At 67.0% G+C, this 21,837-nt stretch carries 16 protein-coding genes and 1 pseudogene; 7 read left to right on the top strand and 10 right to left on the bottom strand.

All coding sequences use genetic code 11. The annotated features are described in order from the left end of the window. Positions 1-237: 237 nt before the first annotated feature. Genes F6Q13_RS07985 through F6Q13_RS07970 form a run of 4 tightly spaced genes read left to right on the top strand, consistent with a single transcriptional unit; the run spans position 238 to position 5,049 of the window. Positions 238-1,620 carry a polysaccharide biosynthesis tyrosine autokinase gene (locus F6Q13_RS07985; protein WP_293054895.1) on the top strand — a complete coding sequence of 461 codons (1,383 nt, stop codon included), beginning with the start codon at positions 238-240 and terminating at the stop codon, positions 1,618-1,620. Next, positions 1,617-3,080: an O-antigen ligase gene (locus tag F6Q13_RS07980; RefSeq protein ID WP_293054893.1), complete on the top strand. Its 1,464-nt coding sequence runs from the start codon at positions 1,617-1,619 to the stop codon at positions 3,078-3,080. The genes F6Q13_RS07985 and F6Q13_RS07980 overlap by 4 nt, the downstream gene beginning before the upstream one ends. Further along, positions 3,077-4,297, top strand: coding sequence for a glycosyltransferase family 4 protein (locus F6Q13_RS07975; RefSeq protein WP_293054891.1), 1,221 nt, complete (start codon positions 3,077-3,079; stop codon positions 4,295-4,297). The genes F6Q13_RS07980 and F6Q13_RS07975 overlap by 4 nt, the downstream gene beginning before the upstream one ends. After that, positions 4,294-5,049 (top strand): bifunctional 2-polyprenyl-6-hydroxyphenol methylase/3-demethylubiquinol 3-O-methyltransferase UbiG, encoded by a 756-nt coding sequence (locus F6Q13_RS07970; protein ID WP_293054889.1) that lies wholly within the window; start codon positions 4,294-4,296, stop codon positions 5,047-5,049. The genes F6Q13_RS07975 and F6Q13_RS07970 overlap by 4 nt, the downstream gene beginning before the upstream one ends. 29 nt (positions 5,050-5,078) lie before the next feature. Here F6Q13_RS07970 and F6Q13_RS07965 read toward each other — a convergent pair whose 3' ends face one another. Both F6Q13_RS07965 and F6Q13_RS07960 read right to left on the bottom strand, forming a co-directional pair. Next, positions 5,079-6,047 (bottom strand): class I SAM-dependent methyltransferase, encoded by a 969-nt coding sequence (locus F6Q13_RS07965; RefSeq protein WP_293054887.1) that lies wholly within the window; start codon positions 6,045-6,047, stop codon positions 5,079-5,081. 39 nt (positions 6,048-6,086) lie between these two features. Next, positions 6,087-6,857, bottom strand: coding sequence for a class I SAM-dependent methyltransferase (locus tag F6Q13_RS07960; RefSeq protein ID WP_293054885.1), 771 nt, complete (start codon positions 6,855-6,857; stop codon positions 6,087-6,089). A 228-nt stretch (positions 6,858-7,085) separates the two neighbouring features. On the opposite strand from F6Q13_RS07960, the gene F6Q13_RS07955 reads away from it, so the two are divergent. After that, positions 7,086-8,285, top strand: coding sequence for an acyltransferase (locus F6Q13_RS07955; RefSeq protein WP_293054883.1), 1,200 nt, complete (start codon positions 7,086-7,088; stop codon positions 8,283-8,285). On the opposite strand, the gene F6Q13_RS07950 is transcribed toward F6Q13_RS07955, so the two are convergent. Next, on the bottom strand, positions 8,218-8,985 hold the full coding sequence (locus tag F6Q13_RS07950; protein WP_293054881.1) for a methyltransferase domain-containing protein: 768 nt from the start codon (positions 8,983-8,985) through the stop codon (positions 8,218-8,220). The genes F6Q13_RS07955 and F6Q13_RS07950 overlap by 68 nt on opposite strands. Positions 8,986-9,215: 230 nt before the next feature. On the opposite strand from F6Q13_RS07950, the gene F6Q13_RS07945 reads away from it, so the two are divergent. Beyond that, positions 9,216-11,219, top strand: coding sequence for a hypothetical protein (locus F6Q13_RS07945; RefSeq protein ID WP_293054879.1), 2,004 nt, complete (start codon positions 9,216-9,218; stop codon positions 11,217-11,219). Between the two features lie 23 nt (positions 11,220-11,242). Next, complete coding sequence (locus F6Q13_RS07940) at positions 11,243-12,196, top strand: class I SAM-dependent methyltransferase (RefSeq protein WP_293054878.1); 954 nt, start codon at positions 11,243-11,245, stop codon at positions 12,194-12,196. 7 nt (positions 12,197-12,203) lie between these two features. Here F6Q13_RS07940 and F6Q13_RS07935 read toward each other — a convergent pair whose 3' ends face one another. The 7 genes and pseudogenes from F6Q13_RS07935 to F6Q13_RS07905 all read right to left on the bottom strand — a co-directional run bounded on the left by F6Q13_RS07935 (position 12,204) and on the right by F6Q13_RS07905 (position 21,763). After that, positions 12,204-13,253, bottom strand: a complete 1,050-nt coding sequence (locus F6Q13_RS07935; protein WP_293054876.1) for a glycosyltransferase family 4 protein — start codon at positions 13,251-13,253, stop codon at positions 12,204-12,206. After that, the gene (locus F6Q13_RS07930) at positions 13,250-15,100 is read right to left on the bottom strand and encodes a glycosyltransferase (protein WP_293054927.1); all 1,851 of its coding nucleotides are present in this window, start codon (positions 15,098-15,100) and stop codon (positions 13,250-13,252) included. The genes F6Q13_RS07935 and F6Q13_RS07930 overlap by 4 nt, the downstream gene beginning before the upstream one ends. Positions 15,101-15,144: 44 nt before the next feature. Continuing rightward, positions 15,145-16,608, bottom strand: a complete 1,464-nt coding sequence (locus tag F6Q13_RS07925) for an oligosaccharide flippase family protein (protein ID WP_293054874.1) — start codon at positions 16,606-16,608, stop codon at positions 15,145-15,147. Positions 16,609-16,689: 81 nt separating this feature from the next. Next, positions 16,690-18,252 carry a sugar transferase gene (locus tag F6Q13_RS07920; RefSeq protein WP_293054926.1) on the bottom strand — a complete coding sequence of 521 codons (1,563 nt, stop codon included), beginning with the start codon at positions 18,250-18,252 and terminating at the stop codon, positions 16,690-16,692. 93 nt (positions 18,253-18,345) lie between these two features. Then, positions 18,346-19,032: pseudogene (locus F6Q13_RS07915) on the bottom strand (WecB/TagA/CpsF family glycosyltransferase); the annotation flags it as partial. A 119-nt stretch (positions 19,033-19,151) separates the two neighbouring features. After that, positions 19,152-20,303, bottom strand: a complete 1,152-nt coding sequence (locus F6Q13_RS07910) for a PPE family protein (RefSeq protein ID WP_293054872.1) — start codon at positions 20,301-20,303, stop codon at positions 19,152-19,154. Positions 20,304-20,590: 287 nt separating this feature from the next. After that, positions 20,591-21,763, bottom strand: a complete 1,173-nt coding sequence (locus F6Q13_RS07905; protein WP_293054870.1) for a hypothetical protein — start codon at positions 21,761-21,763, stop codon at positions 20,591-20,593. Positions 21,764-21,837 lie beyond the last annotated feature (74 nt).

Here is a 21,837-nt window from a genome sequence, read left to right as displayed (position 1 = left end):
ACCGGCCCGATCTTTGCGGCGGCCGCCGCAAACACGTGTGGATCTAGGTGAGCCTGCGATGCGTCCGGAGCGCGGAGCCGACTCCGCCGCGCTGCCAGGAAAGCCCGCAATCATTTCGATAATGGGATGCACGATAATGCTGCATAATGTCCACGGCGGTCTGTGCAGCGGGTGCGCAACGAACGGAATCGATGCTATCGATGCTTTTGTGAAGCCTGGGCAGCGAAAGGGCAGGGGATGGATTTCCGCACCTTTGTACGGATCCTGCTCGAACGCTGGAAGCTCGCCGTGGGGGCGTTGCTGGCGTGTCTGGTCGGCGCGGCGGTCATCACCGTGTTCCAGAACAGGGCCTATCAGGCCTCGGCCACGATTCTGTTGTCGATTTCCGGCGAGACCGACGTCACCGACGTGTACTGGGGCGGGCAGGCCGCGCAAGACCGGTTGTCGACCTACGCCGAGATCGCCGGCGGGCGCGCGGTGGCAGAGCGCGCGGTCAGCCAGGCCCAACTGGCGATCAGCCCCGACACGCTGGTGAGCGAGACGCAGGTCAAATACACCCCCAAGTCGATGCTGTTCACGCTCACCGTCACCGACACTGATCCTCGGCGCGCCGCGGTGCTCGCGGCGGCAATGGCCGAATCGTTTGTCACCCTGGTCCCCACCCTCGATGCGACTCCGCGTGTGCAGGACGGCGGCACGTCGTCGGCGCCGACCGCAAAACCGCGGGTCAGGGCATCAGTGGTGAAGCGGCCTGAGATCCCCCGCAGGGCGACCAGGCCGGTGCCGATGCGCAACATGGCGATGGGGCTAGTGGCCGGGGTGCTTCTGGGCATCGTGGTCGCGCTGACCCGGGAGGCCGGCGACCGCACCGTGCGTACCCGAAGGCAGCTGGAGCAGCTGTCAGGTTTGCCGACGTTGGCAGAACTCCCCGGGCGGCGCACAGGTGTCCAACGATTCGGCGTCGACGCCACCGTCGACGACGCCGTGCGCGACCTGCGCACCCGGCTGCTGCGGGCGATAGGGCCCGAGGTGCGCCGGCTGCTGGTGGCGGGGCCGTTCGGCGGCGAAGGAACCACGAAGACAGCGCTGAACCTGGCGCTGGCGCTGGCCGAACTCGGCGAGGATGTCCTGTTGGTCGAGGGTGATACCCGCCGACCCGTGATTGCCGGTTTGCTGAAAGTCAACTCGCAGGAGGGGCTGGCCGACGCGCTGGCCCACCCCGATGTCGCCGCGCGGATTATGAAGCCGACGCCGATCACGAAGCTGTTCATCCTCGCGTCCCGATCGCCGCGCCGCGAGACCCTGCCGGTCAACGCTTACCTGCCGGACGTGCTCGACGCGGTGCTGCAGGACTTGTCGTCACGTTGTGACCGGATGGTGGTCGACGGCCCGCCGGTGCTGGCGACGGCCGATACCGGCTTGCTGGCCGGCGCTGTTCAAGCGACGGTGGTGGTCGTGCGGGCGGGGCGCACGACCGTGGACGAGCTCGAGGACGCGTTGAGCGCGCTGCGTGCGGCCGGCGCGCGGGTTGTCGGTACCGTGTTGACCGACGCCCGGGTGGCGCGTCACGTCAGGGCCGCGGCGCGGATGTATCGGGCAAAGATCAGCGGACCCTCGTGATCAGCTATCTGCCCGATCGCTACCGCGCGGAGACGACTGCGGCGACGCTGGTGGTGTTCCTACTCGGATGCTTCGCGGTCGGTGTCGTGACGGTCCGCAACACGGGGCAGGGCATGATGCTGATCCTCGCGCTGTTCAGCCTGGTCGTGTACTTGGTGAAACCCGAAGCGATGATCGCCATCGCGCTGGTGTTGGCCTTCGCAGCACTGCCGGCCAGTCTGCACGTGGGCAAAGTCGTCGGCCCCGGGGTGATCTACTCCTATCAGGTGGCGCTGGTGCTGGCGATCTGCTACCTGATTCCCGTCGTGCGGCCGCGGTTCTCCGATTTCCTGGTGCCGGGGATCTTCACCCTGGCGGTGGTGTTCGTGACCGTGGTCGGATTCGCCAACGGCCATTCCGCCTGGGTGGTGATACGCGAATCGCAGACCCTGCTCGAAATGGTCGGCGGTTTCGTCTTGGGGTGGTTGGTCGTCAAAGGCGGCTACCTTCGGCTGGCGACCTCCGCGACGGTGCTGATCCTGTGGTTTTCGGCGGGTATGGCGATTTTGGGTTCGCTGCGGGCCATTCGGCTGGCCGGCCGGGCCGAAGACCTCCCGGCGGCGGGAGCCGGCGAGGCCCTCCGGGTCATCCTCGCCACCCAGACGCCGGCCACCGCGGTGCTCACCGCACTGGTTGCTGCGTCGATCATCGGCCGGGTCAGGCCCGCACTGTATCTGGCGCTGGGCCCGCCGGCACTGATCATCGCGGTGCTGTCCTTGAGCCGTAATCCGTTGATCGCGTTCACGGTGGCGGCCGCTGTCGCATTTCTCACCAGCGTCGGCTGGTCAACCCTGTTTCGCACCATCGTCGTTACCGCGACCAGTGCGCTGATCGTCGCGGTCACGGTGCCCGGGGCGCTTTTTCTGTTGCAGGGTTCGCCCGCCGGGGCGTGGCTGGCCGATCAGCTGGCTGCGTTCAATTACCGGGTCCTCGGCGGGGTGTCGACGAGTGCCCTCGCGGTGGATGAATCGGCGCTGGACAGGTTGCGGGAGGTCGAACACCTCAACCGCGCGATCGCGCAGGCGCCGCTGTTCGGCCACGGCCTGGGCTACGCCTACCAGCTGTCGTACGGCACCGACCCGAACGACTTCAGCACGAAGTTCTACCCGACCTTCTCCCACAACTTTTACCTGTGGTGGCTCGCCAAGGCCGGGGTGGCGGGCATGGCGGCGTTTGCCCTGCTCGCGCTCACGCCCCTGCGGGCGCTGCGCCGGGCGTCGGCGCCGGCGCGGATCAGCGCGTCCGTCAGCGCCGGCCTGCTCGCGGTCTCCGCCGTGTGGCCGTTGCCGGAGCTGCCGGTTGACGCCATGGCGCTCGGCCTAGTGCTGGGCGCGACGATGGCCTTCGCCGCCGGGCCTCGCCCGGATCGGGATGCGGGCTTAGTCGATCAGGCGCCGCCGCTGACCGGGGCACCCGGATGACACCGATCGGCTCAACCCCGGTGACGGGCCCGCTGAGGGTGCTCGTGGTCGGTCCCGCCCCGGCCGGGGCAACCAGCCGGGGCGGCATGGCCACCGTGGTGGCGCTCATGGCGGCGCATCCCGACGAGCGAATCCGCATCACGGTGGTTCCGACGTTTGTCGACAGGTCGGTGTGGTGGCGGCTGGTGGTCGGGGTGCGCGGAATGCTGCGTTCCACCTGGCTGGTGCTGCGCGGCGAGGCCGACGTCGTGCACGTTCATCTGGCCCACGGTGGCAGCGTGATCCGCAAGGCGTTGCCGTTGTGGGCCGCGCGGCGCACCGGCGTGCCCACGGTGGTGCACGCGCACAGCTACGACTTCGGCGGCTGGTTCGACCGGCAGCCGCGACCGGTCCGGGCGGTGGTGCGGCGGATGCTGGTCGCCGATCAGTGGTTGGTGCTGGGCAACCGGCAAGTCGCCGAATACGCCACTCGGCTTCGGCTGACTTCCAGCCGGGTCAGCGTGCTGCACAACGCTGTCCCGATGCCCGACGCGCCGAGCATCCGATCGGGGGCTGCGCGGGTGCACGCGGTGGCGCTGGGTCGGCTCGGCGCGCGCAAGGGCAGCTACGACCTGATCGCCGCCGTCGCGGAGCTCGACGCCGCGGTTCGCAGCGGTCTGCGGGTGACACTGGCCGGCGACGGCGAGGTCGACGAGGTGCGCGCGGCGGTCGCCCGGGCCGGTCTGGGCGACACCATCGATGTGCTGAGCTGGCTGGATCCGGCATCGCGCGACGAGTTGCTCCGGGACGCGGACATATTCGTGCTGCCCAGCCGGCACGAAGGCCTGCCGATGGCATTGTTGGAGGCGATGGCGTTCGGGCTGGCACCGGTGACGACGATGGTCGGCAGCATCGGTGACGCGATCAGCGATCGCGTCGACGGGCTGGTCGTACAGCCCGGTTGCCCGAACCAGATCGCCGAGGCGCTGAAGGCGTTGGTGACCGACGGGGACCTGCGGGTCCGCCTGGGCAGCGCCGCTCGCGACCGCGCCCGCGACTTCGGTCTCGACCGCTGGTATCAGCAGCTGACGCGACTGTGGACGGGATTGGCGAACCGCCCGCGCCTTCCCGGTGATTTCCCGGTGCAAACGTCAACCCGGAAGATACCCCAGGAGTGTGCCATGCGCAGGGTCGCAACGCCGGTCCCGGCCATCCGGCGGAAAGAAGCGCCGCGTTGACCGAAACCGAACAGTACGCCCGGGAGTACTTCGACGGGCAAGCCGAGTCCAACAAGGAGTTTTGGCGGCGGTTCGGGACCACACCGGACTGGGCCGGTAAACGCGTTCTCGACGTCGGCTGCGGCCATGGAGCTCTGTCGATCGAGATTGCTGAAGCGGGCGGCAGTGTGCTGGGCGTCGACCTGGACGAGGGCCGTATCGCTTTCGCGAACCGGAACCTGCAGCAGCGATTTCCCGGGTTGCGCGACCGGGTGACATTTCGCGCCGTCGACGCGGCCTGTCTCGCGGTGGACCAGCCCTTCGACGTGATCGTCTCCAAAGACACCTTCGAGCATGCCGCCGACGTGGGATCGTTGCTCGCGGAGCTCGGCGCCCGATTGGTCCGCCCGGGCGGGCTGATCTACGTGGGTTTCAGTCCGCTGTACTACAGCCCTTTCGGCGACCATGGCCGTACAGGTCTGAAAGTGCCATGGGCGCACGCCGTGTTGCCCCGGCGCCTGGTATACGCGGCCGCCGCCCGCCACAACGGCCATCCCGTGCACTCGCTGCTGGACATCGGGCTGAACGGCTATACGCCCGGCCAGTTCCGGGAAGCGTTCGACCGCAGTGGTTTGGAGCTCGTTCACATCGCCTACAACCGCGGCGACAAGCGTCTGCTACCGACCCTGGAAAAGGCTCGCAGGCGCCTGCCGCGGCTGGACAGGTTCACCACCGTCAGCATCTACGCCGTCTTCGGCCCCGGATCCTCGTGAGCAGACTTCGGCGCGGCCTGTCAATGCTGCTACATGCCGCCCTGGTAGTAGTCGATAATCTCGGCACGGCTGATCGGCTCGGCGCTTTTGCGGCCCAGGAAGAAGACCGCGCTGGCGCCGTCTAGCGAGTGCCTCGGATCCAGAATGCGGTCGAACCAGCTGAGCCAGAAAAAACTCGCTGCCGTGATCTTGCCGAGTCGGGCGGATCGGGTCAGGGCGCGCACGAAACAGTCCAACGACCACCGCAAAGCGGTGCCGGCACCGGCCACACACCCGGAATCGATGCAGTCGAAGCTGCGGAAAAGATAACGGTGGCCGCTGTCGGTGAAGCGGGTGAAGTCGTAGGGGCCCATATGCACGTGCTGCAGGAACGGCGTATCGGCATACACGATGCCCCCGCTGCGCAGAACCCGGTGGATCTCGCGCGCCACGATCGGCGGTTCCAGCACGTGCTCCAGGACTGCTTGAATCACCACGCCGTCGACAGAGCCGTCGGCCAGTGGGATCGCATGCCCGTCGGCCACGAACTGCACCATCGGACTGACGTAGATGTCGAACGCAATGAGATCGACCGTGGGATCGGCGTACAGTGCTGCCAGTCCGTCGCCGGTGGTGCCGCCTCCGATCACCAAGATCCGGAGCCCTCGCCCGGTTCCGGCATCGTCTGCTGCGTGGTCGGCCCGGAGCAGCTCCAGCATCCGGGCCACGTTGACCCCGGCAATGGTGTTCGGCGGGTGGAGCAGCCGACTCAGCAACCGGCGGAGTCTGGAGGGCGCAACCGGCGATGCGCCCTGCGACGACCGCAACCGGTCGGCGTCGAGCACGCTGTGCTCGAAATCGACGAGCACCGGAGCGCCCGCGACTGTCGGGAACGGGGTTTCGGCGTACCGGCAGGACGAGTCGGTGCATCGCCACCGGCCGTCTGTGATCCGCACCGGGTTCGCGCAGCGCGGGCAGATCACGAGACCCTCGTTGACCAAGGTGTCGAGGGCTAACATCCGCTCACGATACCGACCCGTGCCGCGGGGCGTGTGCTGTCATGTCGTCAAGCGTCGGTAAAGCGTTCTGATGGTGCGATTCTGGCGCAGTATATGTCGTGGTGTTCTGGGGGTCCGAAAAAGTAGAGCGACCTTGTGATCGCGATAAACCGAGTACTCCATGCTGATGCATGCTCGGGCAGCACAGAAGGATTCGAGGGTGTGCTGAAAGGTCGTCACATACGCAGGGTGAGTGAAAAACACCTTGTTGAAGCCGATCGCGAAAGGCCTTAGTGCGGCAGCACCGTCCAGGTAGCGCAGTGTGCCCACCGCCACGCCGGGCCATCGCTGGTTGAAGACGTCGTCGGCGATGACGATACCGCCGGTCGCCAGCGAAGCCTCGGCCAGCTTCATATCGGCCAGCACCGTCTGCTCGGTGTGGCCGCCGTCGACGCTGAACAAGCGGACAGCGGAGCCTGCCAGGGTTCGGACGAGGTTGCCGTCCAGCGTCGTGGAATCGGCCTGGTGAATGACGAGCCCGCGGGTCGAGGCCCACCTTTTGAGATTCGTCAGGAACCGGTCCCGATCGCCGTGACCCGAACTATCGACATTGAGATGCTGATCGGCGAAGACGTCTATGGCAACACAGCGTTCTCGGTCATTGCGCAGCAAGTGCAAGCCGATGAAAAACTTGCCGTGATGCACCCCGACTTCGGCGATGGCCCCGGAAATGCGGTTGTCGCGTTGTGTGGAGTCCAGAGCACGGACGATGTCCAAAACTTCGGGTTCTAGCCATCCTTGCACCAACCTGTGGCCGATCGCGCGGTACACGGTGAACCTGCGCAGCATGACAGGGCATTGTGCCACGTTTGCGGGACGGGGAACGCATCGCGAATCCGACGACCGAATCGGCAGCGGGCCCCAGGCTCCGCAGGCACTGGCTCGGGCGCTCCCCCGGGTCCGACGATTACGATCGACGAATCGCGGAGCGACCAGACGCGGCCCAACGACGGGGACAGGGAAAGAGACGGGGCGAGACTGGTGTGGCGGGGAAGGGGAGTGCCGACCCGATTGACCAGGCGTGCGGATTTCGATCGGTTCTCGGCGATCAATCGCTTCTCTGCGCTGGACGGTTTGCGTGCGCTGAGCGTCATCGCCGTGGTCTGGCATCACACCTCGGGGACGCCGGGACCGGCGATCTTGGGTAAGGGTTATCAGGGAGTCGACTTCTTCTTCGCGATCAGCGGGTTCCTGATCACCACGCTGCTGCTGCGGGAGCAGAGGACGACCGGGCGGATCTCGTTGCGGAAGTTCTACGCACGCCGCTCCCTGCGGATCTTTCCGCTGTATTACGTGACGCTGCTGCTCTACGTGGTTCTGGTGGCCGTGACGCTGCGGCACAGCCACGAAGGCCGGGCATTCGTCGGCCACCTGCCGGCCTTTGCCACCTACACGTCGAACTGGTTCGTCGATCTCACCGCCGAACGATCTGTGCCGTTTTATTTCGCGTGGTCGTTGGCCACCGAGGAGCAGTTCTACCTGTTATGGCCACCCCTGCTCGTGGCGACACTGGCCATTGGACGGCGACGGACCTGGGTGCCGTTGGCGGCTCTCATCGCGCTGGTGACAGTCTCTCAAGGCGCCCGGCTCGTCACCGACACCTCGCGGCTGCCGGGAAGGATTCCGGCCAGCTTGTCGTTGCCGATCCTGCTCGGCGCCGCTGCCGCACTGGCCGTGAGCACCCCACGTGGTTTCGCCGTCGTCAGCGCGGTTCTGGGTCGGACCTGGTCGGCTCCGGCCGCGGGGGTGCTGTTGGCCGCGGCGTTGGCGCTGAATCCGCCCCGGCAGATTACCCAGGTTCTCATGGCGGCGGTGGTGGTCAGCACCTGCCTGGTCGAGTGGACGCCACTGCATCCGATGTTGCAGTGGCGGCCGCTGGTGTTCGTCGGCGTGCTCAGCTACGGCGTGTACCTGCTGCACATGCTGTGCGCCAACCTGGACCGCCGCATCATCCACCAACAGTCCGGCATCGTGCTGACGGCAGCAACGCTCATCACCGTCATATTCGTGGCCTACCTCAGCTTCCGATTCTTCGAGACCCCGTTGTTGACGCTCAAGCGGCGATACGAAACACAGGAGCAGCGTCAGGGTGACGAACTGAGCCGGATTGGCGCAGACAACCGCCCGGTGATCACGGGGCAATGTCGTTGGCGTCGTTGGCGCCGTGACTTTCTCCCTCCTTGCGGATCACGTAGGTGAGGTTGTTGTGCCGCCAGGCGAGCGCACCGAAGGACAACGCCCACACGGCTTTTACGTAAGCGCGAAGTATCCGGGCCCGCAAACCCGAGCCGCGGACGTAGTACGTGTGTCCGCGTTCCTCAAGAATTGAGCATCCGTTCCTCGCACAGAAATCGCGTATGCCTTCACGAGAAATGAGCGGTGCATAGTACGTGGGATACGGTGCGTGGCCCGGTCGTCCGGCGTCCGCATAGCCCAGGAAATAGCGATAGTAAGCGACATGGATCGCCAAGGGAGTGTGTTTGGCGGTCCAGCCGTACACGGACTTCCCATCCGGAATTCGCAGCACCAGAAGGCCTCCCGGTTTAAGGCCGTCGAGCATGAACAGCAGCGCGCTTTCGGCATCGCAAATGTGCTCGAGTACGAACGAGCTGTAGATGACGTCATATCGCCCCGGCGCGATCGTGCCGCGCGCACTGAGGTCTCCGATGATCGTTTCGTGCATGTCACCGACTGTGTCGACACGGCTTTGCAGCGCGTCGGCATCGATATCGATGCCGGTCAGCCGGTAGTCGATGCCCGCCAGATCCAGTGGCCACGAACGCCCACAACCGGCTTCGAGTATCTCCAACGGGCCCCCGAGATTCTTGATGGTCGACGAACAAAGCAGGACTTCGTCATCCCAGGAGTCGAGGGTCTTCAACTCCGGCCGGGTGCTCATGCAAGCCTCCGCAATTGTTATCGTCGAATGGTTTTAGACCCTAGCAACCAAACATCGGCGACTGCCGGGCAAACCCGCGACCTGCCAGGTCCCGTGACCTGCGGGACTGGTGTGGTTACCGGCCGGCTTTCTGCTCGGCCGAATAGTGCGGTGCGCTGTTCACGGCACCGCCCAGCCGTGGCAGCGGGATCACTTTTTACCTGGTGTCGATGCCGCTAAGCGGTCGCAGAATGCATACTGTTGCGGTGATGGGCCACCGGTTTTTGTGCAGGGTTATTGCGCTGGCAAGCCTCGTCGGATTCCTCGGTATCGGCAGTATCGGCGCCGCGCCGGCGCGGAGCGAGCCGGCGGATTCCGACACCACCGTGGTGAACGGGCCGACGCTGTCACTTTCGGATCTGGGTTACAGCTCCACCTTGTCGTTTTATACCCTGCAGGGCGCGCAGCAGTTAGTCTTACCGGTTCAGCAGGGGCTGACCCCGGCCGCAGTGAACGCGACCGTGGTGCCGCCGGTCAACCTGCGGTCCGGTCTCATCACCGTCACGCAGGACGACCGGGAAATCGCGAGGCTGGACCTGCCGACCGCCAATCTGGCCCCGATCGTCATCCCGCTGGCGGGCGCGACGGTGACCGAGGGCGCGATCACGGTGACGTTTCGCGCGTACCTGGTGCCGATCGAGGGATATTGCCTGGACTACACGAGCCCGCTGCAGCTGATCAACACGACGGTCAGCTACACCGGCGTCGAACAGCCACCCACCGCGGTGGCTCTTTTCCTGCCGCCGGTGCTGCGCAAGTTGACCATCTACGTGCCGCCGTCGCCGTCAGCGGCCGAATCCGACACGGCGATCCAATTGGCCGCCGCGACGGCCGCGCGCTACGGCGGGCAGACCCCCGAGATCTCCGTCGTCGGCTTGGGCGAAGGACAGGACCCACCGGCGACACCGCGGCTGCTGGAACGATCCATCGTCGTCAAAGAGGGCCGCAACAGCGGGCTTTCACTACAGGGACCCCCCGGAGCGCCGTGGTTGCTGATTTCAGGACCACTCGGCGCCAGTGCGGAATCAGACCTGGCTTTGCTGTTCGGCGACCTGTCCCAGCTGGCTTTTGCCCCCAAGGTGGTCGCCGGATCGCTGCAGTCCAGCGTCCGGCTACCCGCAGACACCGCCACGCTGCGCGAACTGGGGCAGCCCGGATTCACCTCGGTTGCGCTGCAACCGCGAGTCTCGATCGCACTCGACCAGACCCGGTTCGGCAGATCCATCCACTCGGTGCGGGTGCATCTGCTGGGGTCCTATTCCCCCACACCGGCCAATCTGGCCGGTCAGATCGTCGCGACGGTCGGCGCGGAAACCATCGACCAGTGGTCCACCGACGGCCACGGCGTCATCGATCGCTGGATCGACGTGCCGGACCGGCTGCTGCAGCGATACACCACGGTCGACCTGGCACTGACAATCGCCGGCAATACCGGGCGTTGCGGGGACTTCTACACGGCAGGGCCGGGCGACCAGCTGCTGACTTTGACCGTCAACGGCGACAGCACGGTGCAGACCAGCCCCGCCATGCCGCCCGTGCCCGACGGGCTGCGATCGGTGCCCCAAGCTCTGATGCCAAAGGTTCAGGTCGGTATGGAAGCACGATCGCTGGCCGACACGGTGCGCGCCGCCCAGATTGTGGTGGGTCTGCAGCGAGTCAGCTCACTGCCGATCGCGACCACCGTGACCAGTGTCAAACAGGCGCTCGAGTCGTCGAAGCCGGCGATTCTGATTGCGGCCGACGGGTGGAACCACCCCGATATCGCGCTTCCGGTGGCGGCAGGATCGACCGGGCCGATCACCCTCAACGCCATCAGGCCCGACGGCAAGCCCGTCACACTGACGCTGGACCCGCCCATGCGGTTCGGATCCCTGCAAACAGTTGTCAACCATGGCCGGTCGCTGTTGGTCGCGACGTCCAACGGCGCGCCTGCGCAACTCGACGAGCTGCTCAACTGGCTCGGTGGTGACCCCAAGCACTGGTCGGAGCTTCGAGGCGTCGCGGTCGTGTCGGTCGCCGGGCAAGAGCCGGTACTGGTCGATCGACCGTACTTGGGCATCGCGAGCCAGTCATCGACGACCGCGCATCGGTCTGATTCGCGATGGCTCTGGTGGTTCGGCGGGGCATGGCTTGCGGCGGCCGTGATCGGCGCAGCCGTGATCGCGGTGCGCACCGGCTTCCTTCGCCGCCGATAATGCCGATAACGAGGAATATCGGTGTGATAGCACCACGAGGTGACAAGCTGATCGCACGCTACAAGAAGACCTACGGAATTCCCGCCGAGGCAAATATCACCGAACAGATGATTCTGGATCATTGGAATCTGGAAAAGAAGTTGACGGTCGAGCTCCTGGAATCGACACCCGAGAATCGCTGGGAGACTTTCGACGCGTGCTATACCCGGCTGTATAAGGAACTCGGCTGGCTCAACCAGTTCTCCGGCAGAGCCGACCCTCAACCGCCCCGGAAAAGATTCAGGGGGTGGCTGGAACTGATCGGGCCACCTCCGAAGTCGATTTATGAGATCGGTTCGGGGCAGGGCGGTCTCATCTCATTCCTGGCGGATAATGGTTATCACTGCAAGGGCACCGAGATTACCCGGGAACGCGGCGAGAACCTTGTGCCACAGTCGTACGCCAATCTTTCATGGGGCGTATCGGACGGAATTCATCTGGATGAATTCGAACCCGCCGACACCTACGACGTAGTGGTCTCGGACCAGGTGATCGAGCATCTGCATCCCGACGATCTCGACAGTCATCTGCGGAGCGTCCGGGGCATATTGAAAAGTGGTGGCCGGTATATATTCAACACGCCGAATAAGTACACCGGGCCGCACGACGTGTCACAAGTTTTCAAATGTAATGAGCCAGTCGGCATGCATCTGAAAGAATATACGTGCCGCGAGTTGTCCGAGGCGGCCCGGCGTGCCGGCTTCGTCTCCGTCCGCTATGGATTCGTGCCGAGACGATTCCGCATCTTCCTGATGGCTTTGGGAGCCGGCAGGTTCGCCGGACCCGACGAGGCCGGGGCCCTGTTTTTGCGGATCGTTGTTGTCGTCGAACGAGTTCTGGGGATCGTGCGCGTGGCCCGCGTGCGCCGTCTGTGCGCAACCCTCTGCTGCAAGGCCGGCGTGTTCTGCAGCACCATCTCGCTGGTCGGCGAGAAGTGAACCCGGGCTACCGGCGTCCCGCCACGTCGGCGATGACGTCGAGCAGCCGGTCGGCGACCTGCTCGACGGCGCATCGCCGCGCGTAATGAGACGCGGCCGCGGCCCCGTGCGCTGCCGCGGTGACAGGGTCCGCCAAGGCGTCGAAGGCGGCGGTGAGCCCGGCGACGTCGTCGATCCCGATCGGCGGGCAGCCGGGCGGCTGGTATTCGGGCAGGCCGCCGGCGGTGGACACGATGGGCATGACGCCCAACTGCATGGAGAGCACCTGCACGCCGCTTTGCGACGCACGCCGGTAGTGGGCGACCGAGCCTTTCGCAGCGGCCAGCGTGGTGACGACGTCGCGGTAGCGGTAACTGCCGGGGAGCAGGCGGACATGGTCGGGCCGGGCGCGAGCATCCAGTGGACCGCCGATCAGCACCAGCTGGTCACCGCGCCAGCCGCCGCGGACGTGCCGCTGCCAGGCTCGCAGCACCACGTCGACGTTCTTGTACGAGTAGAACCGGCCGATCATGACGAAGTCGCGGCGGTCTCGAGGACCCACCAGCGGCGGGACGAGAGCCGGGTCCAGGTCACTGGTGAGCGGCAGGACGTGCACCCGTGTGCCGGCGACGTCGCGGCGAGTGGCGACGGCGGCTGCGACATAGTTGCTGTAGGTGATGGTGGCCGCCGAACGGGCACCCCAGCGGTCGAAGATCGCGGTCTCGTAGCGCGGCCGGTGTTCGACAGCGTCGTGCGGCCGGTCGTCGTGCACCAGCTGAACACGGGGAACCCGCCCCGCCAGCGCGATCCAGCGCGGATCGCGGACCAGGTCGGCGATCACCACCTGCGGCCGGTACTCGAGGATCCGGCGCCGGGCCGCGCACACGGCCGGCCAGGTCGCGGTCGTGCGCAGACGCGGATCGAGCACCAACTCGTAGTCTCGGGCGGCGTCGGACTCGGGGTGCCGGTCGGTGGTCACCAAGAGCACCTCGGCTCCCCGTCGGCGCAGCGCTTCGGCCTGTACCCGGGCCAGTGGTCGCAGCCACGGAGAAAGCCACAGCACCCGAAGCGAGCTCATAGCACGGTGTTGATCGCGTCGAGGTAGGCGTCCGTCATGGCCTCGACCGTGTAATGCTTACGCAGGCGTTCGAAGCCGCGTCGCCCGACCTGCGGCAGCGCGCCGGGGTCTGCCAGGATCGCTGCCAGCTGTTCTCGCCACCCGGACACCGACACCGGCTCGACGACAAACCCCGCACTGCCGTGATCGAGGATCTCGGGGACCGCGCACACCGCCGACGCCGCAACCGGCACCGCCCGGGCCATCGCCTCGAGAATCACCAGCGGGAACGCCTCCGAGCGACTCGGGACGCACAGCAGATCGGCGTCGGCCAGCGCGGGCCCGGGTCCGGCCGACCACCCGTGCCACTGCACCCGGTCGCGCAACTCGGCGGGAGTGCGGGCCTGCAGCCTCTCCCGGTCGGGGCCGTCACCGAAGATCGAGAGCCGCCAACTCATGTCGAGGAGGCCGTGCAGCGCCTCGATCAGCAGGTGCGGATTCTTGTGCTCGACGATGCGCGAGAGCATCACCAAGCGCACCGGCGCACCGGGGGTCCGGACCCGCGGCGCGGGGTCGTCGCTGACGGCGACGCCGTTGGGTGCGAAGAACACTCGCCCGCCGAGCCGGTGGTGCGCGATCAGCATGTCCCAATGATGTCGCGCCAGGGCGATGAAACCGTCGGCGCGGCGCATCGCCGTGGTCAGCGGCCGCGAGTAGATGCGGCGGTGCTCATCCGGCGGGATGTGTGCGGCGACCAGCCACCGCCGGCGCGTGCCGGCCGCGCGCCACAGGGTGGCAAATCCCGTCTCGGTGTTGGTGTCACCGCTGATCAGCACCGCGGGGCCGGAAGGAAGGTCGAGGATCGGCGCCCACCAGGGCTGGCGCACTACGCGCACGGTCGGTGGAACCTCTTTGACCAAGGGTCCGAACCGTTGCAGGCAGACGATGGTGACCGGGTAGCCGCGGCGGTCTAGTTCTGTTGCTAGCGAGACCTTCTGCCGTTCGGCGCCGCCGTAGACGAGACGGTTGGTGAGGATCACGATCGCCGGGAGGCCGTTGCCGCCCCCGGCGCCGCGCCGCGCGTCGCGCTTCGACCGCTGCAGCCGGTCCAGCAGCGTCGCGCCGGCGAGGTACCGGTCCGCGCGCCCCACGCCGTGTTGGTGTTCCAGCAGCAGAGCAGTGTTGGCGCGCAACAAATCCCGATCGCGGCGCAGTTCTGCGTCGGTGGCAGGCTCCGGTATGCGTGCCTGCTGCGTTTCCGCACCGACCTCGTCGGCTGTTAGAACGCGCCAGCCCGCTGCCCGGGCGCGGGACTGCCAGTCGGCCACTTCGCCGTGGCCGAAGAACTCTTCGTCGAAGCCGCCGACGGCGTTCCAGGCGGCACGGCTGATCGCCAGCCACGGGCGGCGGTGCGCGACCTCCCCCGCATCGCGGCCGGAACCGGTGTGGCCGCGCGTCATCGGCGCTACGGCCGCCACACCGGGCCGGCGCAGCAACTCTCTGGTGCGGATCAAGGGCCCCCGCAAGACCGCGCCGGGATCCAGCAACAGCAGATCCGTCTCCGGTGGGGTGCGCTGCACGAGCGTGTTGACGGCTTCGGCGAAGCCGAGGTTCGCCGTTCCCGACATCCAGTGCACCGCCGGGTATCCCGCCATCGGTTCGGGATGACCGGAACACCCTGCACCACTGAGCTCGCAGACATACACCGGCAAGTCGGGCAGGTGGTCGACGACGCTGCGCAGGCACGCCTCGAGTACGCCGCGGTCGGCGCCGGTCACGATCAGCACCGCAAGCGAACGCACGGCGGGCAGGGTGGCCGCGCTGCCGGTCGGCTGCGGCAAATACGCCCGGTCCATGCGACGCTTCAACTCGGCTCGTTCCCGGCGGGTCAGGTAAGCCCGGTTCCTGCGGGTCATGCGGCTATCCCCGCCCGGCGCAGCGACACCAGTGCCGACCAGGTGAGGGGTCCGATCGTCGCGCTGGTCGCCAGGTATGCCGCGGCGGCGGCGGCCAGGACGAGAAGTACCTGCTGACCGGAGAGCAGCAGCGTCACCGCGACGCTGGCTGCCGTGGGCACCAGCACCCGCAGCAAGAACAGCGCCGGTGTGCGGTAACCGCATTCACGGCGCAGCCACACGCTGGCGATCGCCGTGTTGCCCAGCTCGGTACACACCAGCGCGACGCCGGCACCGACGGCACCCAGCCGCGTGTCCAGGGCGAGATTGAGCGTGACGTTGAGCGCGAGGGTGGCGATCGACAACCAGAACCAGAAGCGCTGGCGATGGCTGGCGAACAACCCTTCGCCCAGGGTGGTGCTGACGAAGCGCAGGCCTACCGCGATGAACAGCAACGCCAGGGTCGGCGTGCCGCGTCCGACGAACGCCTGGTTCCCGAACAACCGAATCAGGGGCCCGGCCAGCAAGGCTCCGACGACGGCCACCGGGACCGCCAGAAAATACATCAGTTCGACGCTGCGGCGGATGAAACCGGCGAATGCCGCGACGTCGCGCGCGAACAGCTCGGTGGCCGTGGACAGCGTGGACTTGAGGAAGAACACCGCGACCACCAGCGTGTTCAGCGCGATCGAGGAGGCCAAGCCGTAGACCCCCACCTCCGAATGCGTGCTCACCAGCGACAAGATCACGCCGTCAGCGCGCCAGTACAAGACGGTGATCACCGTGACGCCCATCGGGAAGAGGCTCTCCTGCAAAAGGTTCACGGCCTCTCGCGGAGCGAAGATCGGCCGCAGCGAAATGTGCCGCGCCGCCGCCCTGCCCTGGATCAGGACCTGCAGGGTGGTGGGAATGAGTTGCGCGACCGCGAACCAGATGACCTCACTGTGTTCGGCCACCAAAAATCCGATCACACCCAGTGTCACCAGCCGGCTCAGCAGATCGGAAATGGCCACCGCGGAGAAGCGGACCGTGGCCACGAAGACCGGTTCCAGCCGGGTCGTCATCATCGCCGTGAACAGTTGCGCCGAGAGCACCACGACCATCACGCGCACGTCGCGGTCGCGATACAGGAGCAACCCGGATGCCGCCGCCGCTGCCGCCAGCGGAACGCAGTAGAGCAGGGACAGTCCGTTGTAGATCCGGACCAGCCGCTCCAAGTCGTCGCGGCCCGCGGCGACGCGGCGCACGATGACCCGGCCGATCCCGAGATCGATGAGGCTCATCCACATCCCGACGAACGCGACCGCGATGGTGAGCTGGCCGTAGTGCAGAGGACCCAGGTAACGCGCGGTCATCGCCACCGACACCGCCGAGGCCGCCATCCCCAGGGCCCGGCACGTCAGCTGGATCGAGAAGGCTCGAGCCAACCGCGCGACCGGCACCGACGGCACGGCCTTCTCGGATGCGGCCGACTCAGTCATGGCCGACAACCCCCCGGGCGCCGCCCCCTCGGTATGCCGCGATAAAGCCGCAGCCGGGTGGGGGTTTTCACCTCACGCCACCTAGTAGGCTCCGTGCCCGCTCAACACGGCTTTGACCGTTTTGGCGATGATCATCAGATCACCTGCCATCGACCAGTTGTCGACGTAGGACAAGTCCAATCGGACCGACTCGTCCCAGGACAGCTCGGAACGGCCGCTGACCTGCCAAATCCCGGTAACGCCGGGCTTGACCAGCAGCCGCCGGTGCACATGGCCGTCGTACTGGTCGACTTCCCGCTGCAGCGGCGGCCGCGGCCCGACCACGCTCATCTGCTGCTTGAGCACGTTGATGAATTGCGGCAATTCGTCGATGCTGAATCTGCGGAGCAGTTTGCCCACGGGGGTGACCCGGGGATCTTGACGTAACTTGAACAGGACGCCGTCGGCGCCCTCGTTCAGCGGTAGCAGCCGGCCCACGTGTTTTTCGGCGTCGACCACCATGGTGCGAAGTTTCAGCATCGTGAAGGGCTCTCCATTGATGCCGACACGTTCAGAACGATAGAAGACAGGACCTTTGCTCGTTAACTTGATCGCGACAGCGGCCGCCACGAGAAGAGGCGATGTCACGATCAGAGCCGCCAGCGCGAAACAAAAATCGAAGGTCCGTTTTTGAAAGCGCTGGGATCCGTGGTATTGCGGTTTCTCGACATGCAGCAAGGGAAATCCGGCGACCGGCCGCAAAGTCAGTCGCGCTGCCGCGACGTCCATCACTCCCGGCGCCACCGCGAGGTCGACGTCCATCGACTCCAACTCCCACATCAGGGATCTGATCGCGCTCACGCCGAGATGTTCGGTCTGCGTCACCACCACCGCGTCCGCACCGCAACCGTTGACCGCGGCCACGACATGGGATTCGTCGCCGAGAATCGGGATGGTGCGGCCCTCGACCGTCAGAGTTTCCCCGCGGGGCGGCCCATGTCCCGGTATGCAGGCGCCGACGACGACGTAGCCGTCCTTCGGGTTACTGTCCAGTTCATGCACGAGGTGCGCGATTTTTCTCCGGTCGCCGATCGCCAATACCATCGTCTGGTATTTGCCGTCCGCGCGTTTGCGGCAGATGTGTCTGCGCCAGATGTTGCGGCTGATCAGCAATCCGATGGTGCCCAGGACGAGGGCAGCCGCCAGATAGAGCCGCGCCAGCGCGATATTGGCGGCCAGCGACACCATCGCGATCATCCCGAATGTCCAGAACGACGCGCTGCCGACCCGGCGGTACTCTTCGATCCCTGTTCCGATGACGTGCGTGGATCTGGTGCGGAATATCGCCAGACACGCAAGCCACAGCGCCGCGAAGAGAAGTGAGAACAGGGTCATCACCACACCCGGGTAACCTGACATCTCAGGCGAATCCCCGAACCGGATGTACTGGGCCAGCAGCACCGAAGCGCCGACGACCAGGGAGTCGGTGATGCGCAGCCGATGCGAATACCGGTCTTGCCAGCGGTGTGGGGAACCCTGACCGCGTCGAGAAGTCGGCGCACCGCGGGACTGGTATTTGGGCAGTGCGGCCACCTCGACTTGCTGTGGTGGGGGTGCGGTGGATTCCGGCACCGCAGCGGGCCGGCCGGGAGCCGGCAGGCTCATCTCCCGACTGGTCGGGGTGTAGCACGCAACGGGGTAGCAGATCAGCTGCGCGCGCACGGCGCGGAACAAGGCGACGGGGCCCTGCAGCAGGTAACGGGAGGCCAACCGGCGCGGCTCGCTGGTCAACCGGTATAGCCATTCCAGCCCCAGCTGTTGCATCCATCCGGGTGCTCGCCGGGTTTTGCCGGCCAGAAAGTCGATGGCACCGCCGCACGGCAGGAAAATCCGCGCGCCCGTCGCGGAGCCGTGTTGGTCGACCCACCGTTCCTGTGCCGGTTTGCCGAGGCTCACCACCAGGATGTCGGTGCCCGCGGCGCGGATCTTCGCCGCCCAGTTGTGCGACAACAAGGCGATGCTGTGCGGTTCGGGTGCCCACATCCCCGAAATCCGCAGCGCGGGATGACTTTTGCGCAACACGTCGGCGAGCAGGCGGTGGGTTTCGGGGCTGCCCCCGAAAAAGCCGACCCGCGCACCCGTGCGTTCGGCCAATGTCAACACGCTCGGCAACAGGTCGGCGCCGGTGACCCGGGGCCACGCCGTGCCGGTGAGCAGCCGGCCCCGCCAGGCGATCGGCATGCCGTCGGCCAGCAACAGCCATTCGGGCGGACCCGCGGTCACCGGAGTGGCCGTGCGGCCGTGGTTCCGGAAATGGTAGAGGTGGTCGAGGTTCACCGAGCCCACCGCCAGGCCGGCGGCGGATGCCGAGTGCAGCCGCGACGCGATGATCGCCAGGGCTTCGTCGAACTCGCAGCGATCGACGACGGTGCCGCCGACGGCCATGCGCACCGGGGCCGGCACCGGCCTGGCGCCGGTCGTGCGCGACTGTGGTTGCGCGACCGCCGGGACATCGTCGGCCAGCTGGGCGGGTGTGATCAGCGTCGGCGGCGTCATGTCCGGGCCTAGACGTATCCGGCGGCCGGCGGGCGGGTCATCACGGTCGGGACGATGCCGTAGCGAGGCCCGACCGATCTGCTGGCGCTGGCGAGACTGGCCCGCGGCGCCGTGCCCAAGAGACTGGGCGGCACCTGCGCGCCGTTGAGACCAGCGTTCGGCAATGCGGTCGCGGCGCCTGCGTGCGCTGCGGGGATCACGCTGGTCCAGCTGGCCGGCACCGACAGCGGGCCCAGCGAGGTCGCATTGCCCAGGCCGGCGGCCACCCCCGAGCCGAGATGTCCGAGTGCGCCGGCTCCCGAGGCGGCCGCGCTGGCCGCGCCGGCAGTGGCGCTTTGTGCGGCCGCCGCGGCGCTGTTCGCCAAACCATGCGCGGTCTGGGCGATGGCCAGGATGGAGGACATGCCATACAGCGGGGTCCCCGCCGCCATGAAATAGCTGGGCAGTGCGTAGACCGGTGTGACCGCGAGGCTGGACAGCGACGACGAGCTCGTCAGGCTCGACACCGGGGATGCGAGCGTGGACAGCGTGGCGGGAATCGAGGACACCAGGCTCGCCAGCGACGCCTGCTGTGCCGGTGCGGCGGCGGCGGCGTTGGCGACCGCGGTGGCCTGGGCGGCCACCCCGGCCGGGTTGACCACGTGCGGCGGCGACACCAACGGGGTCAGTGCGCAGGCGGTGGCCGAATGTGCGGCGTAGTCGTACATCGCCCCGGCGTCTTGGGCCCACATCTCGCCGTATGCGGCTTCGGTGGCCGCGATTGCCGGCGAGTTCTGGCCGAAGAAGTTGGTGGCGACCAGTGCAGCCAGTTGCGCGCGGTTGGCGATGACCACCGGCGGTGGCACCGTCATCGCGAAGGCGGTTTCGTAGGCTTCCACCGCGAGCCGGGCCTGCCCTGCTGTCTCGGCGGCGCGTGCGGCAACACCGGCGGTCCATGCCATGTACGGCCCGAACGCCGATGCCATGGCCAGCGACGCCGGGCCCAGCCAGCGTCCGGCCGTCAATCCCGACACCACCGACCGGTAGAAACTCGCGACGGTGCCCAATTCGGCGGCCAACCCGTCCCACATCGCCGCGGCCGCCGACAGGGACTCCGGGCCGGGACCGGCGTACATCCTCGCCGAGTTGATCTCCGGCGGCAGGGCACCAAAATCGATCATGCCGAATTCCTCCCGTCGGCGTGACGGGCGCGGCGGACGGTACCGCGGTCAGCCGGATCCTGGTTCAAAACTTCTCCCAACACTCCTATGAGCTGATCAGCAGTCAGCATGCCAAGCACACAGATCGTGGTGAGGAGTTCCGCGTCGTTGCGTGCGTTGCCCCGCCGGACGCTCGCGACACGGATATGCCCGCGAGGAGATGAACCGCGAGATCACCACTGAGGATACTTCAGTTTGTCGCCTTTTCAGCTGACTGAGACAGAAGTCACAAACCTGGACCCCACTCGCTACAGCGGCAAAGACAAAAACGGCAGTGCGATGTCGAGTAGGAGGTTGCCGCCGGTCGCGTTCGCGTCGAGCATGTTGCCCAGGACGGCGGCGAGGTCGAAACTGCCGGATGCGGTGGAGTCCGAGCCGGCGCTGGCGGTGCTGCCGGCCCCGAGGATCGTGGCGACGTCGAGGTTGCCGTTGCCGGCGCTGGTGCCGCCGGCGACGGCAAGATCGTGAGCGCCGCCGAGATCGAGGACGGAGGCCAGGTCGGCGATGCCGGTGGTGGCGTCGGCCTCGGCGTTGGTGCCGAAAACGCTTGCGAAATCAAGGATGCCGGAGTCAATGGCCTTGAGGTCGCTGCCCAGGGCGAATGCCAGGCCGAGAATACCGCCCGCGGTCGCGTCGCTGTTGGCGCCGTTGCCGAGCGCGGCTTCGAACACGCCGACGGCGTTGGCGTCGCCACCGGCGGTGGCCAGCGCGAGGACGTCGCCGCCGCCGGCGGTGGCGGCGACGCTGTCGGCGCCCAGCGCGGTGGCGAGGTCACCGAGGCTTGCCGCCACCAGGGCGCTGGCGTTGTCGCCGAAGGCGGCGGCGGTGCCCAGCGTGGCGCCGATCCCGGCGATCGAGTGGGCACCGGCGCCGACGGCGACGGCGTTGTCGAAGAAGCCGAGAGACCCGGCGCTGGCTTCGCTGCCGCTGCCGTGCGCGAGGGCAAGGTCGCCGACGGCGCCGATTCCGGTGGTGGTGTTGCTGCCGGCGCCGTCGGCGAATGCGGTGTCCAGGAAGCCGCCGAACGCGTTGGTGGCGTGGCTGGCGTCGCCGTCGGCGGCGATGAGGCTCAAACTGCTCCCCAAGACACCCTCGGCGGTGCTGTTGGGGCCGTGGGCAAAGGCGAGGTCATAGCTGCCGCTGGCATTGGCATTGGCCCCGTCGCCGATGGCGATCGCGATGTCCCCGGAGCCGGAGGTGGCGGTCGCGGTGTTGTCGGTGGTGGGGAACAGCTCCATCCCGTTGATCGAGATCTGCATGTCGGGAGCCGACGCCGTCTCGCCGGGGTCGAGAAGAGCGCTCAGCAGTTGGTCGAGCACCGAAAACGACGCGCCGGAGGAGTCGGCCCGCGCAATTCCCGCGAGCGTGGCCAGCGTCGTGCACGCACCCAGGCTCACAGTCAGCATGCCCAGTCGAACCACACGACCAGCGTGTCTCAACGGTCTTCCCTTCCCCCGACGGCTCTGCCGGTTACCCGTGCGCGATGCGCTCGATC

The sequence above is a fragment of the Mycobacterium sp. genome, assembly GCF_008709575.1.
In the GTDB taxonomy this organism is placed as follows: domain Bacteria; phylum Actinomycetota; class Actinomycetes; order Mycobacteriales; family Mycobacteriaceae; genus Mycobacterium.
This window is presented reverse-complemented; position numbering and strand designations above follow the sequence as displayed.

Excerpts from the sequence above, each read along its gene's own strand:
- F6Q13_RS07985 (WP_293054895.1), top strand. The coding sequence starts at position 238 with ATGGATTTCCGCACCTTTGTACGGATCCTGCTCGAACGCTGGAAGCTC.
- F6Q13_RS07975 (WP_293054891.1), top strand. The coding sequence starts at position 3,077 with ATGACACCGATCGGCTCAACCCCGGTGACGGGCCCGCTGAGGGTGCTC.
- F6Q13_RS07965 (WP_293054887.1), bottom strand. The coding sequence starts at position 6,047 with ATGTTAGCCCTCGACACCTTGGTCAACGAGGGTCTCGTGATCTGCCCG.
- F6Q13_RS07950 (WP_293054881.1), bottom strand. The coding sequence starts at position 8,985 with ATGAGCACCCGGCCGGAGTTGAAGACCCTCGACTCCTGGGATGACGAA.
- F6Q13_RS07945 (WP_293054879.1), top strand. The coding sequence starts at position 9,216 with ATGCATACTGTTGCGGTGATGGGCCACCGGTTTTTGTGCAGGGTTATT.
- F6Q13_RS07935 (WP_293054876.1), bottom strand. The coding sequence starts at position 13,253 with ATGAGCTCGCTTCGGGTGCTGTGGCTTTCTCCGTGGCTGCGACCACTG.
- F6Q13_RS07925 (WP_293054874.1), bottom strand. The coding sequence starts at position 16,608 with ATGACTGAGTCGGCCGCATCCGAGAAGGCCGTGCCGTCGGTGCCGGTC.
- F6Q13_RS07920 (WP_293054926.1), bottom strand. The coding sequence starts at position 18,252 with ATGAGCCTGCCGGCTCCCGGCCGGCCCGCTGCGGTGCCGGAATCCACC.
- F6Q13_RS07910 (WP_293054872.1), bottom strand. The coding sequence starts at position 20,303 with ATGATCGATTTTGGTGCCCTGCCGCCGGAGATCAACTCGGCGAGGATG.